Raw genomic sequence first — 16,103 nt, 5'->3', positions numbered from 1 at the left:
GGGCGTCCGCGGACTACTTCTTCTTCGACGAGAGGGCGTCGGCGCCGCCGACGATCTCGGAGATCTGCTGGGTGATCTCGGCCTGACGCGCGTTGTTCGCGAGCCGGGTGAACTCGTTGATGAGCGAGTCGGCGTTGTCGCTCGCGGACTTCATGGCCTTCTGGCGGGCGGCGTGCTCGGAAGCGGCCGACTGCAGCATGGCGTTGAAGATGCGGCTCTCGATGTAGACCGGGAGCAGCGCGTCGAGCACCGCGTCGGCGTCCGGCTCGAACTCGTAGAGCGGGAGCGGCTCGTCGTTCGACGGCGCCTCGACCCCCTCGACGACCTCGAGCGGCAGCAGACGCACGACCTGGGGCTCCTGCGTGGCGAGGCTCAGGAAACGGTTGAACACGATGTGGATCTCGTCCACACCGCCCTCCGCCGTGTCCTGGAGGAACTTCGACACGACCGCGTCGCCGATCTCCTTCGCCGTCGAGAACTCCGGCTGGTCGGTGCCGCCGATCCACTGGCGCTCCGACGCACGCTCACGGAACGTGAAGTACCCGACGGCCTTCCGACCGACGAGGTAGAACACCACGTCCTTGCCCTCGCTGCGGAGCAGGGAGGCGAGCTCCTCGCCCTGCTTGAGGACGTTGGAGCTGAACGCGCCGTTGAGGCCGCGGTCGGAGGTGAACAGGACGACCGCCGCACGGGTCGAGGACTCGGGCTCGGTGGTCAGCACGTGGTCGACGTTCGAGAACGTCGCCACGGCCGACACGGCACGCGTCACGGCCCGCGAGTACGGGCCGGACGCGGCCATGCGCGCCTGCGCCTTCTGGATCCGCGACGCCGAGATCAGCTCCATCGCGCGAGTGACCTTCTTCGTGGTCTTCGCCGACTTGATGCGCTGTCGGTAGACCCGGACCTGTGCCGCCATCTAGCGACGACCCTTGACGATCTGCTCCTGGTCGACGTCCTCGGCCTGCGCCGCGTCGAACTGCTCCGAGCCGAGCGTCTTGCCGTCGCTCGTCTGGAAGCCCTTCTTGAAGGCGTCGATCTCGCGGTCCATCGCGGCGACGGTGTCGTCGCTGAGCTGGTTGGTCTCGCGGAGCGTCGTCAGGACGTCCGAGTTGCGGCGGAGGTGCTCGAGCAGCTCCGACTCGAAGCGGAGCACGTCGGAGACGGGCACCTCGTCGAGCTTGCCGTTCGTGCCGGCCCAGATCGAGACGACCTGCTCCTCGACCGGGTACGGCGAGTACTGCGGCTGCTTGAGGAGCTCGGTCAGACGCGCACCACGGTCGAGCTGACGACGCGACGCCTGGTCGAGGTCGGACGCGAACATCGCGAACGCCTCGAGCGAGCGGTACTGCGCGAGCTCGAGCTTGAGCGTGCCGGAGACCTTCTTGATCGACTTCACCTGGGCGTCACCACCGACGCGCGAAACCGAGATGCCCACGTCGACGGCCGGACGCTGGTTCGCGTTGAACAGGTCCGACTGCAGGAAGATCTGGCCGTCGGTGATCGAGATCACGTTGGTCGGGATGTACGCCGAGACGTCGTTCGCCTTGGTCTCGATGATCGGGAGACCCGTCATCGAACCGGCGCCGAGGTCGTCGGACAGCTTCGCGCAACGCTCCAGCAGACGGGAGTGCAGGTAGAAGACGTCACCCGGGTAGGCCTCGCGGCCCGGCGGACGACGGAGGAGGAGGGACACGGCGCGGTAGGCCTCGGCCTGCTTCGACAGGTCGTCGAAGATGATCAGGACGTGCTTGCCGCCGTACATCCAGTGCTGGCCGATGGCCGAACCGGTGTAGGGGGCGAGGTACTTGAAGCCGGCCGGGTCGGAGGCCGGAGCGGCGACGATGGTGGTGTACTCCATCGCGCCGGCGTCCTCGAGCGCACCCTTGACGGAGGCGATCGTGGAGCCCTTCTGACCGATCGCGACGTAGATGCAGCGGACCTGCTTCTCGACGTCGCCGGACTCCCAGTTGGCCTTCTGGTTGATGATCGTGTCGATCGCGATCGCCGTCTTGCCGGTCTGGCGGTCGCCGATGATCAGCTGACGCTGACCGCGGCCGACCGGGATCATGGCGTCGATCGCCTTGATGCCGGTCTGGAGCGGCTCGTGGACCGACTTGCGGGACATGACTCCAGGGGCCTGGAGCTCGAGGGCACGACGGCCCTCGGCCTGGATCTCGCCGAGACCGTCGATCGGGTTGCCGAGCGGGTCGACCACGCGACCGAGGAAGCCGTCGCCGACGGGGGCGGACAGGACCTCACCCGTGCGGGTGACCTCCTGGCCCTCCTCGATGCCGGCGAACTCGCCGAGCACGATGGCGCCGATCTCGTCCTCGTCGAGGTTCTGCGCGAGACCCAGGGTCCCGTCCTCGAAGCGGATGAGCTCGTTCGCCATGACGCCGGGGAGGCCCTCGACGTGCGCGATGCCGTCGCCCGCGTCGGTGACGTGCCCGACCTCGGCCGTGGAGGCCTTCGTCGGCTCGTAGTTCGAGACGAAGTCCTTCAGGGCATCACGGATCTCATCGGGGCTGATGGTGATGTCTGCCATGGGATTTTCCTTGTTGGTTTCCGGGGCCCTTCGGCTCCGAGAGGGTGACGCTGCCTGACTCGGCAGTTCCCGTTGTGGACTTGGGTGGGGCGGCTTCGACCGTACGCTCAGCCGGCGAGCTGGAGCCGGAGCTCCGACAGGCGCGTGGACACCGTGCCGTCGATGACGTCGCCACCGACCTGCACGCGGACCCCGCCGACGACCGCGGGGTCGACGACGTGGTTGACGCTGATGTCCTTGCCGTACCGCTCGGCGAGACCCCGGGCGACGCGAGCCGCCTGGCCGTCCGAGAGCGGGGACGCGGTGATGACCGTCGCGACGAGCTTGCCCGCCTGGTCGGCCACGATGCGCGAGGCGTCGCGGACGAGCTCACCGATGCGGCGGCCACGCGGCTGCTGCACGAGGTGGGCGACGATCGCGGTCGTCTGCGCCGAGGCCTTCGACCCGATCAGACGCTCGACGAGCGCGGCCTTCTCCGCCGGGCTGCCGAGCTTCGTGCCAAGTGCGAGCTCGAGCGACGCGTCCGAACGGACGGCGGTCTCGAACGCGAACAGCTCGGCCTCGATCGAGGTGTCCGACGACGCGGTGGCCGCGACGGCGCGGATGCCCGCGTCCTCGATGCCGGCGAGCAGGTCCTGCTGCGAGGACCAGCGCGAGCCGGCCACGGCGGTCAGGACCGCACGCGTCGCGTCGGACTGGCCGGCGAAGACGCGGTCGATGAGGACCTTCTTGCCGACGACGTCCGCCGTCGGGTCCGAGAGCAGTCCGAGCAGCTGGGGCGCACCGGCGATCGCACGCCCGGAGGCGAGGATCTCGACACCCGCGCCGAGGTCGACCGACCCGCCGAGGTCGGCGAGCACCGCCCTCGTCGACGTGAGTGCTTCCCTGGTGGCGCTGCGCATGCTCAGCGCTCCCCGGCCGACTGGCCCTGCGATGCCTCGAGGTCGGCGAGGAAGCGGTCCACGACCGCGGCCGACTTCGCGTCGTCGCGGAGCGACTCGCCGATCACACCGGAGGCGAGGTCGAGGGCGAGGCTGCCCACCTCGCTCCGCAGCGACTGGAGCGCGCTCTGCCGCTCGGCCTCGATCTGCGCCTGGGCGTTGGCGGTGATGCGTGCCGCATCCGCCTGTGCCTGCTCGCGGACCTCGTTGCCGATCGCGGTCGCGTCGGCACGGGCCTGCTCGCGGATCCGCGAGGCTTCGGCACGCGCGTCGGCGAGCTGCTTGTTGTACTCCTCGAGCGCGGCCGCGGCCTGCTCCTGAGCGGCTTCCGCCTTCTTGATGCCACCCTCGATGGCCTCGGTGCGCTCATCGAGCATCTTCGTGATGCGCGGCGTCACGACGCGCCACATCACGATGAAGATGATGACGAAGGCCACCGCGGACCACACGATGTCGTACACCGGCGGGATCAGCGGATTGTGGGTCTCCTCCGCCGCGATGATGAGTGCAGTCTGCATCGAGAAGCCTTACGCAGTGAAGATGAAGTACGTGGCGATGCCGATGAAGGCCAGGGCCTCCGTGAAGGCGATACCGATGTACATGAGGGTCGTCAGACGGCCCTGGAGCTCAGGCTGGCGGGCGACGGACTCGATCGTCTTGCCGACGACGATGCCCACGCCGATGGCCGGACCGATCGCGGCGAGGCCGTAGCCAACCGTTGCGATGTTGCCGTTGATCTCCGCGAGAACGGTCGTTGCGTCCACGTGTTTTCCTTTCGAGTGCGGCCCGACGGATGTCGTGCCGTATGGGGGTCAGTAGGTCAGTGCTCGTCAGCCAGCGCGAGCTGGATGTACACAGCGGTCAGCAGCATGAAGACGTACGCCTGCAGCAGCGCGACGAGGATCTCGAAGAAGCTGAACGCGATGCCGAACGCCAGGGTCCCGATGCCGAACAGCTTGAAGAGGCTGTCGGCGTCGAAGAAGAAGAACCAGGTCGCCGAGAAGAACAGCACCAGGAGGAGGTGGCCGACGACCATGTTCATGAGCAGTCGCAGCGTGAGCGTCACCGGACGGAGCACGAAGGTCGAGACGATCTCGATCGGCGTCACGATGATGTACAGCGGCCACGGAACCCCGGGCGGGAACAGCGCGTTGCGCAGGAACGTGCCCGGGTGCTTGCGGAGACCGGCGTAGATGAAGGCGACGTAGGCGACGATCGCGAGGATCATCGGCATCGCGATGCGGCTGGTCCCGGCGATGTTCATGAACGGGATGAGACCCGTCAGGTTCATGAAGAGCACACCGAAGAAGACCGTGGCGAGGAGCGGCAGGAAGCGCTTGCCGTCCTTCTCACCCAGGTTGTCGAAGGTGTTGCGACGGACGACGTCGAACGCGTACTCGATGAAGGCCTGGCCCCGGTTCGGGACGAGCTTCAGCGCGCGCGTCCCGACGAACGCGAAGACGAGCAGCACGGCCACCGCGAACAAGCGGATGAGGACGATGCGGTCCATCTCGATCGGGGTCCCGGCGAAGAAGATCGGGTCCGGGAAGAACTCGTTGATCGACGGACCATGGAATTCGGCGGCCTTGCTGCTCCCCGCCGCCACGGTGTTGGCCGCAGCGGTGAGGGACAGGGGAAGAGCGTGGGATAGCAGCGCTGTCTCCTGTGTCGGCGCGCGCACGTCATGGCACGCGATGGTGGACTGTGTGGAGGCTCGTCCGCTCCGAGCGAGGCTCCGGACGCGGACTTCGAGAAGCCTATCAGGTGCGAGAGGCTTCCCGGGCTCTCAGGAGCGGGGGGTGTCGTTCCCAGGAGCGGAGCCGTCACCGGGCAGGCTGACGCCGATCGGGATGCGCGCCTTGGCGACCGCGACGACGTCGATCACGAGGGATCCGACGACGCCGACGATGATCACGACCGCGAGCACCGGGAAGTCCACCCACGCCCGGTCACGCAGCGCGATGAGCACCACGAGGAACAGGATGAACTTCAGGATCCAGGTGCCCATCACGATGCCGAAGAAGGCACCGGAGATCATCTGCCCCTTCGACACCCGCAGGGCGACGAGCACGGACAGCGCCGTGAGCCCGAGGAACACCACGCTGAGCACCGCGCCGAGCAGTCCCCCGACCAGGCCGGGCGTACCGCTCACGACGAGCCCGACGACGCCGCCGGCGACCGCCAGCGCGACGGCGAGCAGGCCCGCCCAGAGGAGGATGCGGCGGAAGACCGGCCGGACGTGGTCGAGGGCGTTCGGTGCGGTCACGAGGGGTCTCCAGGGATCGATCGGTCGTTGGCGGCGCGGTCGAGGGGGTCGAGGCGGGCGTCCACCACGGGGGACGACCGCGTGGCGGCCTGCGCGGCGAACTCGGCGCGCTTCCGCCCGAGCGGGGCGAACGTGGCGACGGCGCACACGGTGAACCCGACGGCGACGAAGGTCAGCACCCAGTACCAGTCCACGAACAGGAACAGCAGGCACCCGAACGCGACGGTCGCGGTCCACGCGTAGAAGATGAGCACCGCGTGGAAGTGCGAGTGCCCCATGTCGAGCAGCCGGTGGTGCAGGTGCTTCCGGTCAGCCGAGAACGGCGACTTCCCCGCGCTCAGGCGCCTGGTGACGGCCAGGCCGAAGTCGAGGATCGGCACGATCAGGATCGCGAACGGCAGCAGGATCGGGATGAACGCCGGGAGCAGGGCCTGGCGCGTCTGCACCGCCGCCGGGTCGATGTTGCCCGTCACCGACACCGCGCTCGTGGCCATCAGGAAGCCGACGAGGAGCGCGCCCGCGTCCCCCATGAAGAGCTTCGCGGGGTGCCAGTTCAGGATGAGGAAGCCGAAGCACGCCCCGACGAGCACCGCCGTGAGCAGCGACGGCAGGTTGAAGAAGAACTCCGTCTGGACGACCACGCGGTTGATGAAGAACGTGTACAGGAAGAACACGCCGCCGGCGATGATCGCGACGCCGGCGACCAGGCCGTCCAGCCCGTCGATGAAGTTCACGGCGTTCATCACGAGCACGACCGCGAGCACCGTGAAGATCAGGCTCATGTACGACGAGCCGACGCCGAGCGTGTTGCCGATCGGCAGCGAGACGATCGCCACGCCCTGCCACGCGAGGATGCCGGCCGCGATGATCTGCCCGGCCAGCTTGGTCATCCAGTCCAGGTCCCAGATGTCGTCGGCGACGCCGAGCACGACGATGATCGTCGCCCCGCCGAGCACCGCGAGCACGCGCCCCGGTTCGCTGAACACCAGGCGGAAGTAGTCGGTCCCCGCGATGGACGGGAACAGGAACCACGCGGCGAGCATCGCCACGATCACGCCGATGTACATCGCGATCCCGCCGAGCCGCGGGGTCGGCGTGCGGTGCACGTCGCGCTCCCGGACCTTCGGGTACCAGCCGTACCGCAGGCCGAGCTTCCACACGATCCAGCTCATGCAGAAGCTCACGACCGCGGCGATCGCGCCGGCGAGCAGGTAGTACTTCACGTGAGCAGGTCGGCTCCGACGACCCGGGCGATCTCGTCGTCGGGGATGACGCCGTGCCGCACGATCGTCAGCTTCCCCCCGGTGGACAGCCCGGTCGCGTCGACGATGGTCGATCCGGTGGACGCCGCGACGCCGTCCCGCACCGCGATCGGGCCGCCGTCCAGGTACACCGACACGCTGTCGCCGAGCATCGCCTCGGCCCGGTCGACGTCCATCGCTGCGGGGTCGCCCGTGGAGTTCGCGGAGGAGACCGCGAGCGGTCCGACCTCCTGCAGGAGCTCGAGGGCGATCCGAGAGTCGGGCATCCGGAGCGCGACGGTCCCCCGCGTCTCCCCCAAGTCCCAGTCGAGCGAGGGCTGCGCGCGGAGGATCACGGTGAGGCCGCCGGGCCAGAACTCGTCGACGAGGTCGCGGACCTGCTGCGGGATCTCGGTGGCCAGCGCCTCGAGCGTCGGCGGCCCCGGGATGAGCACCGGCGGCGGCGACTGCCGCGTGCGGCCCTTCGCGTCGAGGAGGCGCTGGACGGCGCTCGCGCTGAACGCGTCCGCCGCCAGGCCGTACACGGTGTCGGTGGGGACGACGACGAGCTCTCCGCGCCCGAGCGCGGCACGTGCGAGCCGCATCCCGGTCAGGAGCCCGTCGGGGTCGGTGCAGTCGTATCGGGAGGCCATGACTCGACGATGATAGTGCGACACAATGGGTGGCATCGTGAACGAGACCGACGCGCCCCGCCTCCTGTTCCTCTTCGACATGGACGAGGTCCTCGTCCGGTACGACTGGCGGGTCCGGATGGCCGCCCTCGCCGAGTTCACCGGACACGACTTCGCGGAGCTCCGCCGCCGCTGGTGGGACTGCGGGAACGAGGCCCGCGCCGAGGCCGGCCACTACGCCGACGGCGACGCCTACCTGGCCGCGTTCGCCGACGCGATGGGCACCGACGTGCCCGAGGCCGACTGGGCGCGGATCCGCGGCGCGGCCATGACGGAGCTCCCGGACCGGGTCGAGGCGGTCCGGATCGCCGCCGAGCACGGACGCGTCGGGCTCCTCACGAACAACGGACCGCTCGCCGGTCGGTGGATCGGCCGCTGGGTACCGTCGCTCCCGCCGCTCTTCGGCGAGCACCTGGACACGACGAGCAACTTCGGGGCCAGGAAGCCCGAGCCCGAGGTCTTCGAGCGGGCGCTCGCGCACCACGGTGTCCCCGCCGAGCGCACGTTCTTCGCGGACGACATGCCGGTCAACGTCGAGGCGGCGCGGTCGGTGGGCATCCACGCGGTGCTCGTCGAGGAGCACACGGACCTCCGCGACGCGGTCCGCGCCTTCGTCGCGATGACCGACGACAGCCTGGAGGCGCGGCTCGGGTCCGTCTAGCGGGTCGCGGTGGTCGTGCGGTCGCGCCCGGTGAGGTCGACGTGCGTCTCCGGGGTCCGGAACCCCCGGCGCGCGAGGACCTCGCGCACACCGACGCCCTGCTGCTCCGCGTGCTCGATCACGAGGAGACCGCCCGGCACGAGCAGGCGCCAGGCCGTCTCGGTGAGGGCCCGGACGGCGTCGAGGCCGTCCGCTCCCCCGTACAGCGCGAGCGCCGGGTCGTGGTCGCGGACCTCGGGGTCGACCGGCACCATGTCGTCGGGCACGTACGGCGGGTTCGAGACGACAACCGACACCGTGCCGTCGAGCTCCGGGAGAGCATCAGCGAGGTCGCCCTCGACGAGCCGGACGGTCCCGCCGTGGGCGTCGACGTTGCGCCGGGTCCACGGGAGCGCCTCGGGCGAGCGCTCCACCGCGTACACGACCGCGTTCGGCACCTCGGTGTCCATCGCGATCGCGATCGCCCCGCTCCCCGACCCGAGGTCGACGGCGACGGGCTCCGGGACCGCGGCGGCGCGCAGGGCGTCGATCCCGAACTGCACGACCCCCTCGGTCTCCGGTCGCGGCACGAACACGCCGGGTCCGACGGCCAGGGTCAGCGCGCGGAAGTGCGCCTCGCCGGTGATGTGCTGGAGCGGCTCGCGGGTGGTGCGCCGCGCGACCGCGTGCCGGAAGCGGTCGACGTGGTCGGCAGCGATCGCTCCCCCGGTCATCGCGCGTGCCTGCACCGCGCCGCGCGACGTGTCGGTCGCCCAGGCGAGCAGGAGTTCGGCGTCCACACGCGCGGACGGGACCCCGTGCGCGACGAGCGCCGCGGTCGCCTCGTCGAGGAGGCGATCCGCGGTGAACGTCGGCTGACCGTCGGAGGTGATCCGATCCTCCAGGCCGCTACTGGCCGTCCTGGTCGCCGATGGCGGCCAGGCGGGCCTCTTCGTCCGCCGAGACGGCGGACTGGATGACGGGCTCGAGCGCCCCGTTCATCACGCGGTCCAGGTCGTACGCCTTGTAGCCGGTGCGGTGGTCCGCGATCCGGTTCTCCGGGAAGTTGTACGTGCGGATGCGCTCCGAGCGGTCCATGCCGCGGATCTGCGACTTGCGCGCGTCCGAGGCGATGGCGTCGAGCTCCTCCTGCTGGCGGGCGAGGATGCGGGCGCGGAGGACGCGCATGCCGGCCTCGCGGTTCTGCAGCTGCGACTTCTCGTTCTGCATCGCGACCGTGATGCCCGTGGGCAGGTGCGTGATGCGGACCGCGGAGTCCGTCGTGTTGACGGACTGCCCGCCGGGGCCGGACGACCGGTACACGTCGATCTTGAGGTCGTTCTGGTTGATCTGGACCTCTTCGGGCTCGTCGACCTCGGGGAACACCAGCACGCCGGTGGTCGAGGTGTGGATGCGGCCCTGCGACTCGGTGGCCGGCACGCGCTGCACGCGGTGCACGCCGCCCTCGTACTTCAGGTGTGCCCAGACCCCCTGCGAGGGGTCGGTCGCGTTCGACTTGATCGCGACCTGGACGTCCTTGTAGCCGCCGAGGTCGGACTCGGTGCGCTCGAGGAGCTCGACCTTCCAGCCCTTCGCCTCGGCGTAGTGCGAGTACATCCGGAGCAGGTCCGCGGCGAAGAGCGCCGACTCCTCGCCGCCCTCACCGCCCTTGATCTCCATGATCACGTCGCGCCCGTCATCCGGGTCGCGCGGGATGAGGAGCCGGCGGAGGCGCTCCTGGCGCTCCGCCAGCTGCTCCTGCAGCCCGGGGACCTCGTCCGCGAACGCCTCGTCCTCGCGGGCGAGCTCCTGGGCGGCGGCGAGGTCGTCCCCCGCCGCCTGCCAGGACTCGTACGCGGCCTTGATCTGGCTCAGCTCGGCGTAGCGCCGGTTCACCTTCTTCGCCCGGGCGGCATCGGCGTGGAGCGCGGGGTCCGACAGCTGCTGCGTCAGGTCCTCGTGTTCCGCCAGCAGCCCCGCCACCGACTCGAACACGCGTTACTCCTGGTGGCCGTCGTGGCGCCCGCCGGTCGTCGGGACCGACTTCTGCACCTGGACGAGGAACTCGACGTTGGACTGCGTCTCCTTGAGGTTCCGCAGCACGATCTCGAGCGCCTGCTGCGGGTCGAGCCCGGCGAGGGCCCGACGCAGGCGCCACGTGATCTTGACCTCGTCGGCGGAGAGCAGCTGCTCCTCGCGACGGGTCCCGGAGGCGTTGACGTCGACGGCCGGGAAGATCCGCTTGTCGGCCAGGTGGCGGTTCAGGCGGAGCTCCATGTTGCCGGTGCCCTTGAACTCCTCGAAGATCACCTCGTCCATCTTCGAGCCGGTCTCGACGAGCGCGGTCGCGAGGATGGTCAGCGAGCCACCGTCCTCGATGTTGCGCGCGGCGCCGAAGAAGCGCTTGGGCGGGTAGAGCGCCGCGGAGTCGACGCCGCCGGAGAGCACGCGACCGGAGGCCGGGGTCGCCAGGTTGTAGGCGCGGCCCAGGCGGGTGATCGAGTCGAGCAGCACGACGACGTCGTGACCGAGCTCGACGAGACGCTTCGCACGCTCGATGGCGAGCTCGGCGACCGTGGTGTGGTCCTCGGCCGGTCGGTCGAAGGTCGAGGCGATGACCTCGCCCTTCACCGAGCGCTGCATGTCGGTGACCTCTTCGGGACGCTCGTCCACCAGGACGACCATGAGGTGCGCCTCGGGATTGTTCTTCGCGATCGCGTTGGCGATGGCCTGCAGCACGACGGTCTTGCCGGCCTTGGGCGGGGACACGATGAGCCCGCGCTGGCCCTTGCCGATCGGCGACACGAGGTCGATGATCCGCGTGGACAGCTTCTGCGGCTCGGTCTCGAGGCGCAGGCGCTCGTTCGGGTACAGCGGGGTCAGGTCGGAGAAGTCCTTGCGGGCCGCTGCCTCGTCCGTGGTCTGCCCGTTGATCGAGTCGACCTTGACGAGGGCGTTGTACTTCTGGCGGCCCTGCTGCTCGTTGTCCCGCGGCTGCTTGATCGCGCCGACGACCGCGTCGCCCTTGCGCAGGTGGTACTTCTTCACCTGGCCGAGCGAGACGTAGACGTCGCTCGGGCCGGGCAGGTAGCCCGTGGTGCGCACGAAGGCGTAGTTGTCGAGGACGTCGAGGATGCCGGCGATCGGGATGAGGACGTCGTCCTCGGTGATCTCCGGCTCGAACTCGTCGTTCTGGGCGCCACGGCCGCGCTTGCGGTCCCGCTGACGACGGCCGCGGCCGCCCTCGGCGTCGTCCTGCTGGCCGTTCTGCTGCGGGCCGTTCTGCTGCTGGCCGTTCTGCTTCTGCTGGCCGTTCTGGCTCTGGCGGCCGTTCTGCTTCTGCTGGCCGTTCTGCTGCTGGCGGTCGTCCTGGTCGGCGTCGGCCTTCTGCTCGTCCTGCTTGGCGTGCTGCTGACCGGCCTGCTTCTGCTGGCCGTTCTGCTCGCCGGACTGCTGCTCGCCGTTCTCGCCGTTCTGCCCGCGGCCGCGACCGCGACCCCGGCTGCGGCGTCCGCGGCGCGAGCCGCCCTCGCCCTGCTGGTCGTCCTGGCCCTGGTCCTGCTGGCCCTGGTCGTCCTGCGTCCGACCCTGGTCGGCCGGCTGCTGACCGGCGTCGGCCGGCTGCTGACCGGCATCGGCCTGCTGGTCGGCGGCGTCGACCGTCGGCGCCTCGGCGGCGGGACCGCGGCCACGGCCACGGCGCTGTCCGGCCTGGGCGGCCTCCTGGGCGTCCTTCTCGGCGCGCACCTGGTCGAGGCCCGCGAGCAGGTCCTCGGTGCCGGTGTGGCCGTGGTTGGTGTGCTCGGCGGCCGAGGTCGGCGCGGCGCTGACCGTGCCGCCGGACGAGGCACGGCGCGAGCGACGGCCACGAGCGGGCTGCTCGGCGGCGGGGGCCTCGGTCGGCTCGGCTGCCGCGGGGGTCTCGACTGCCGGAGCCGGCTCCGCCGGGGTCTCGACCGCGGGGGTCTCGACCGCGGGGATCTCGACCGTGGGGGTCTCGACGGGGGCGGCGTCGGCGGGACGCTTGTCCTCGATCGAGGCGATGAGGTCGCCCTTGCGGAGCTTGGAGAGCCCGGTGATGCCGAGCGAGGAGGCGATCCGCTGGAGCTCCGGGAGTCGGAGGGCGCGCAGGTCGCTGGGGATCTCCACCGGGGTGGAGTCGTTGACGTTCGTCAAGTCGGTGTTTCCTTTCGAACCGCAGAACGCGGAGAGTTTCCACCGTCCCGGCGCGTGGGTGCGCGTCGACCGTCGTTCAGACGACGGACCGGGATTCGGTGATCAGAAAGAGAGTGCCCCCGCGCACCGGACCCTGCGCTGGTGAGGAGCAGTCCTTGCGCCTACGCGGGATCGGCTTCGAGCGCCGAGTGCGGCACCACTGTAGCACCACCCAGGTCCACGGCCAGCATGAGGGCCCGCCAGTCGGACTGCGCGTGTCGCGCCACCAGGTCCGCGGCCGTCAGGCGCTGCGCCGGGTCGCTGCCCAGGACGAGCAGGCTCGGTCCCGCGCCGGAGACGACCGCGGCGAGGCCCTGCTGCCGGAGGAGACCGATGAGCGCGTCCGTCTCGGGCATCGCGCTCGCCCGGTACGACTGGTGCAGGCGGTCCTCGGTCGCGGCGAGCAGCAGCTCGGGGCTCTGGATGAGCGCGGCGACGAGCAGGGCGGACCGCGACACGTTGAACGCGGCGTCCTCGTGCGGCACGCTCGCGGGTTGCAGGGACCGCGCGAGCTTCGTCGACAGCGTCGAGGTCGGCACGAAGACCACCGGCGAGACGCCGCGGTGGACGAGCAGCCGCTTGTACGCGGGGCCCTCTGGGGTCATCCACGCGATCGTCAGACCGCCGAACAGGGCCGGGGCGACGTTGTCGGGGTGCCCCTCCATCTCGGTGGCGAGCGACAGCAGGGTCGACGCGTCGAGGTCGACGATCCCCTCGAGGAGTCCGCGGGCGGCCATGAGCCCGGCGACGATCGCCGCGGCGGACGAGCCCATGCCGCGCCCGTGCGCGATCGCGTTGACGGCGTGCAGCTCGAGCCCGGGCTGGGCCACTCCGGCGTGCTCGAGGCCGCGGCGGACGGCTCGGACGACCAGGTTCGCGTCGTCCGTCGCGACCTCGCCGGCACCGACGCCCTCGACCGTGACGGTCGCGCCGGGCTCCGGACGGACCCGGACGACGACCTCGTCGTACAGCGACAGCGCGAGCCCCAGGGAGTCGAACCCCGGGCCGAGGTTCGCGGAGGTCGCCGGGACGCGCACACGGACCGCCCGTCCGGCCGGTACAGCGTTGCGGGCGGTCATGCCCTCCCCCGGCCCGGACGAGCGGTCGACGCTCACGCGGAGCCGACCAGTCCGAGCACGTCGGCGACCGACTTCGTGTCGACCGGGACGCTCGTCGGGGCGACTTCACCGCCGTCCGGCGTGCGGAGGGCCCACTGCGGGTCCTTGAGGCCGTGTCCGGTCACCGTGATGACGACCTTCGCACCCTTGGGCACGATGCCGGCGTCGGCACGCTCGAGCAGTCCGGCCACGCCGATCGCGGACGCGGGCTCGACGAAGACGCCGACCTCGGCGGACAGGATGCGGTGCGCGGCGAGGATCGCCTCGTCGGTGATCGCACCGAAGTAGCCGTCGGTCTCGTCCCGGGCCTCGAGCGCGTACTGCCACGAGGCCGGGTTGCCGATGCGGATCGCCGACGCGATGGTGTCCGGGTTCGGGACGACCTCGCCGCGGACGATCGGGGCGGATCCGGCGGCCTGGAAGCCGAACATGCGCGGCATCTTCGTCGACCGGCCGGCCGCGACGTCCTCGCGGTAGCCGCGGGAGTACGCCGTGTAGTTGCCGGCGTTGCCGACGGGCAGGAAGTGGAAGTCCGGCGCGTCACCGAGGACGTCGACGACCTCGAACGCGGCGGTCTTCTGCCCTTCGATGCGGTCGTTGTTGACCGAGTTCACGAGGTGCACCGGGTAGTTCGCGGCGAGGTCGCGCGCGATGTCGAGGCAGTCGTCGAAGTTGCCCTGCACCTGCAGCAGCTGGCCGTCGTGCGCGACGGCCTGGCTGAGCTTGCCCATGGCGATCTTGCCCTCGGGCACGAGCACCGCAGCGGTGATCCCCGCGTGCGTGGCGTAGGCGGCGGCCGACGCGCTCGTGTTGCCGGTCGAGGCGCAGATGACGGCCTTCGCACCGTGCTCGACGGCCTTCGAGATCGCCATGGTCATGCCGCGGTCCTTGAAGGAGCCGGTCGGGTTCATGCCCTCGTACTTCACGTAGACCTCGGCGCCGGTGCGCTCCGACAGACGACGAGCCGGGATGAGCGGGGTCCCGCCCTCGCCGAGGGTGACGATCGGCGTCGTCTCGGTCACGTCGAGACGATCAGCGTACTCGCGCAGGACTCCCTGCCACTGGTGGGCCATCAGGCTCTCCTTGTTCGGTGTGTTGCAGTCGGGGGCGGTGGGGTGACGGTCAGGCGCCGACGACGCGGAGCACGCTCGTCACCTCGACGACGACGTCCTCGTCACGGAGGGCCCGGACCGTGTCGGCCAGGGCGGACTCGCGGGCGAGGTGCGTGCCGATCACGAGGTTCGCGGTGCCGGCCGTGCCGTCACCCGGGTCGGTGGCGGCGGTCTGCTCGACGGTCTCGACGCTGACGCCGTGGTCGGCGAGGACGCCGGCGACGGTGGAGAGCACGCCAGGGGCGTCCGCGACGTGCAGCGTGATCTGGTAGCGCGTGCTCACCGAGCCGATCGGGAAGACCGGCAGCGCCGACTGCGTCGACTCGGCGATCCCGGGGCCGCCGATGACGTGGCGACGGGCGGCGGACACCAGGTCGCCGAGCACCGCGGACGCCGTCTCGACGCCGCCGGCACCCGCGCCGTAGAACATGAGGTCGCCGGCCGCCTCGGCCTCGACGAACACGGCGTTCTTCGCGCCGTGCACGCTCGCCAGGGGGTGCGACTCCGGGACGAGCGCCGGGTACACCCGGGCGCTGACGCCCTCGACGCCCTGCGCGTCGGTCAGGCGCTCGGCCGTCGCGAGGATCTTCACGACGTAGCCGGCCTTGCGCGCGGCCCGGACCTGCTCGATCGTGACCGAGGTGATGCCCTCGCGGTGCACGGCGGCGAGCGGGACCGAGGTGTGGAACGCGAGCGACGCGAGGATGGCGGCCTTCTGCGCTGCGTCGTAGCCCTCGACGTCGGCGGTCGGGTCGGCCTCGGCGTACCCGAGCTCGGTCGCCGTGGCCAGGGCGTCCTCGAACGTCGCGCCCTCGCGGTCCATCAGGTCGAGGATGAAGTTGGTCGTGCCGTTGACGATGCCCATGATCCGCTCGATGCGGTCACCCGCGAGCGAGTCGTGCAGCGGCCGGATGATCGGGATCGCCCCGGCGACGGCGGCCTCGTAGTAGAGCTGCGCGCCGACCTGCTCCGCCGCGGCGAAGAGCTCCGGGCCGTGCGTGGCGAGGAGCGCCTTGTTGCCCGTGACGACGTCGGCGCCGGACTGCAGCGCCTGCAGGACGAGCGTGCGCGCGGGCTCGATGCCGCCGATGAGCTCGACGACGATGTCCGCGCCGAGGATGAGCGACGCCGCGTCCGTCGTGAAGAGCGCCTTCGGCAGGTCGACGTCCCGAGGCGCGTCGGTGTCGCGGACCGCGATGCCCACGAGCTCGAGGCCGGCGCCGGCACGGGAGGCGAGCTCGTCGCCGTGCTCCAGGAGCAGCCGGGCCACCTGGGAGCCGACCGAGCCGGCTCCGAGCAGCGCGACGCGGACGTTGCGGTATTCGATCATCTG

At 70.6% G+C, this 16,103-nt stretch carries 16 protein-coding genes; 1 reads left to right on the top strand and 15 read right to left on the bottom strand.

All coding sequences use genetic code 11. The features are described 5' to 3' along the window. Window positions 1-13 precede the first annotated feature (13 nt). From HUN58_RS06765 to HUN58_RS06725, 9 genes are all read right to left on the bottom strand, one after another. Window positions 14-916: a F0F1 ATP synthase subunit gamma gene (locus HUN58_RS06765; RefSeq protein ID WP_058740382.1), complete on the bottom strand. Its 903-nt coding sequence runs from the start codon at window positions 914-916 to the stop codon at window positions 14-16. Then, a complete protein-coding gene (gene atpA / locus HUN58_RS06760) occupies window positions 917-2,545 on the bottom strand; it encodes a F0F1 ATP synthase subunit alpha (protein ID WP_058740383.1) in 1,629 nt (542 codons plus the stop codon). Between the two features lie 107 nt (window positions 2,546-2,652). After that, window positions 2,653-3,447, bottom strand: coding sequence for a F0F1 ATP synthase subunit delta (locus HUN58_RS06755; protein WP_058740384.1), 795 nt, complete (start codon window positions 3,445-3,447; stop codon window positions 2,653-2,655). 2 nt (window positions 3,448-3,449) lie between these two features. Continuing rightward, window positions 3,450-4,004 (bottom strand): F0F1 ATP synthase subunit B, encoded by a 555-nt coding sequence (locus HUN58_RS06750; protein WP_180225385.1) that lies wholly within the window; start codon window positions 4,002-4,004, stop codon window positions 3,450-3,452. Between the two features lie 9 nt (window positions 4,005-4,013). Continuing rightward, window positions 4,014-4,250 carry an ATP synthase F0 subunit C gene (gene atpE, locus HUN58_RS06745; RefSeq protein WP_058729232.1) on the bottom strand — a complete coding sequence of 79 codons (237 nt, stop codon included), beginning with the start codon at window positions 4,248-4,250 and terminating at the stop codon, window positions 4,014-4,016. 56 nt (window positions 4,251-4,306) lie between these two features. Continuing rightward, window positions 4,307-5,092: a F0F1 ATP synthase subunit A gene (gene atpB, locus HUN58_RS06740; RefSeq protein ID WP_114850005.1), complete on the bottom strand. Its 786-nt coding sequence runs from the start codon at window positions 5,090-5,092 to the stop codon at window positions 4,307-4,309. A 180-nt stretch (window positions 5,093-5,272) separates the two neighbouring features. Then, on the bottom strand, window positions 5,273-5,752 hold the full coding sequence (locus HUN58_RS06735; RefSeq protein WP_180225386.1) for a hypothetical protein: 480 nt from the start codon (window positions 5,750-5,752) through the stop codon (window positions 5,273-5,275). Then, on the bottom strand, window positions 5,749-6,975 hold the full coding sequence (locus HUN58_RS06730) for an MraY family glycosyltransferase (RefSeq protein WP_114850006.1): 1,227 nt from the start codon (window positions 6,973-6,975) through the stop codon (window positions 5,749-5,751). Before HUN58_RS06730 ends, HUN58_RS06735 begins: the two co-directional genes overlap by 4 nt. Beyond that, window positions 6,972-7,646, bottom strand: a complete 675-nt coding sequence (locus HUN58_RS06725; protein WP_114850007.1) for an L-threonylcarbamoyladenylate synthase — start codon at window positions 7,644-7,646, stop codon at window positions 6,972-6,974. Before HUN58_RS06725 ends, HUN58_RS06730 begins: the two co-directional genes overlap by 4 nt. Window positions 7,647-7,683: 37 nt before the next feature. Between HUN58_RS06725 and HUN58_RS06720 the strand changes: the two genes are divergently transcribed. Next, window positions 7,684-8,346, top strand: coding sequence for an HAD family phosphatase (locus tag HUN58_RS06720; RefSeq protein ID WP_141861871.1), 663 nt, complete (start codon window positions 7,684-7,686; stop codon window positions 8,344-8,346). On the opposite strand, the gene prmC is transcribed toward HUN58_RS06720, so the two are convergent. From prmC to HUN58_RS06690, 6 genes are all read right to left on the bottom strand, one after another. Further along, window positions 8,343-9,218 (bottom strand): peptide chain release factor N(5)-glutamine methyltransferase, encoded by an 876-nt coding sequence (gene prmC / locus HUN58_RS06715; RefSeq protein WP_180226020.1) that lies wholly within the window; start codon window positions 9,216-9,218, stop codon window positions 8,343-8,345. The two genes, HUN58_RS06720 and prmC, sit on opposite strands and share 4 nt — an antisense overlap. A 16-nt stretch (window positions 9,219-9,234) precedes the next feature. Then, the gene (gene prfA, locus HUN58_RS06710; RefSeq protein ID WP_180225387.1) at window positions 9,235-10,320 is read right to left on the bottom strand and encodes a peptide chain release factor 1; all 1,086 of its coding nucleotides are present in this window, start codon (window positions 10,318-10,320) and stop codon (window positions 9,235-9,237) included. A gap of 3 nt (window positions 10,321-10,323) precedes the next feature. Further along, window positions 10,324-12,501 carry a transcription termination factor Rho gene (rho, locus tag HUN58_RS06705; RefSeq protein ID WP_180225388.1) on the bottom strand — a complete coding sequence of 726 codons (2,178 nt, stop codon included), beginning with the start codon at window positions 12,499-12,501 and terminating at the stop codon, window positions 10,324-10,326. A gap of 161 nt (window positions 12,502-12,662) precedes the next feature. Then, on the bottom strand, window positions 12,663-13,619 hold the full coding sequence (thrB, locus tag HUN58_RS06700) for a homoserine kinase (RefSeq protein WP_058742866.1): 957 nt from the start codon (window positions 13,617-13,619) through the stop codon (window positions 12,663-12,665). Between the two features lie 32 nt (window positions 13,620-13,651). After that, window positions 13,652-14,731 (bottom strand): threonine synthase, encoded by a 1,080-nt coding sequence (thrC, locus tag HUN58_RS06695; RefSeq protein ID WP_058742856.1) that lies wholly within the window; start codon window positions 14,729-14,731, stop codon window positions 13,652-13,654. 49 nt (window positions 14,732-14,780) lie between these two features. After that, window positions 14,781-16,100, bottom strand: a complete 1,320-nt coding sequence (locus HUN58_RS06690) for a homoserine dehydrogenase (protein ID WP_180225389.1) — start codon at window positions 16,098-16,100, stop codon at window positions 14,781-14,783. Window positions 16,101-16,103: the final 3 nt, after the last annotated feature.

This window comes from Curtobacterium sp. Csp1 (assembly GCF_013347185.1).
This window is presented reverse-complemented; position numbering and strand designations above follow the sequence as displayed.

Bases quoted from the DNA above. Each gene is read 5' to 3' on its own strand.
- HUN58_RS06765 (WP_058740382.1), bottom strand. From the start codon at position 916: ATGGCGGCACAGGTCCGGGTCTACCGACAGCGCATCAAGTCGGCGAAG.
- atpA (WP_058740383.1), bottom strand. From the start codon at position 2,545: ATGGCAGACATCACCATCAGCCCCGATGAGATCCGTGATGCCCTGAAG.
- HUN58_RS06755 (WP_058740384.1), bottom strand. From the start codon at position 3,447: ATGCGCAGCGCCACCAGGGAAGCACTCACGTCGACGAGGGCGGTGCTC.
- HUN58_RS06750 (WP_180225385.1), bottom strand. From the start codon at position 4,004: ATGCAGACTGCACTCATCATCGCGGCGGAGGAGACCCACAATCCGCTG.
- HUN58_RS06725 (WP_114850007.1), bottom strand. From the start codon at position 7,646: ATGGCCTCCCGATACGACTGCACCGACCCCGACGGGCTCCTGACCGGG.
- thrB (WP_058742866.1), bottom strand. From the start codon at position 13,619: ATGACCGCCCGCAACGCTGTACCGGCCGGACGGGCGGTCCGTGTGCGC.
- thrC (WP_058742856.1), bottom strand. From the start codon at position 14,731: ATGGCCCACCAGTGGCAGGGAGTCCTGCGCGAGTACGCTGATCGTCTC.
- HUN58_RS06690 (WP_180225389.1), bottom strand. From the start codon at position 16,100: ATGATCGAATACCGCAACGTCCGCGTCGCGCTGCTCGGAGCCGGCTCG.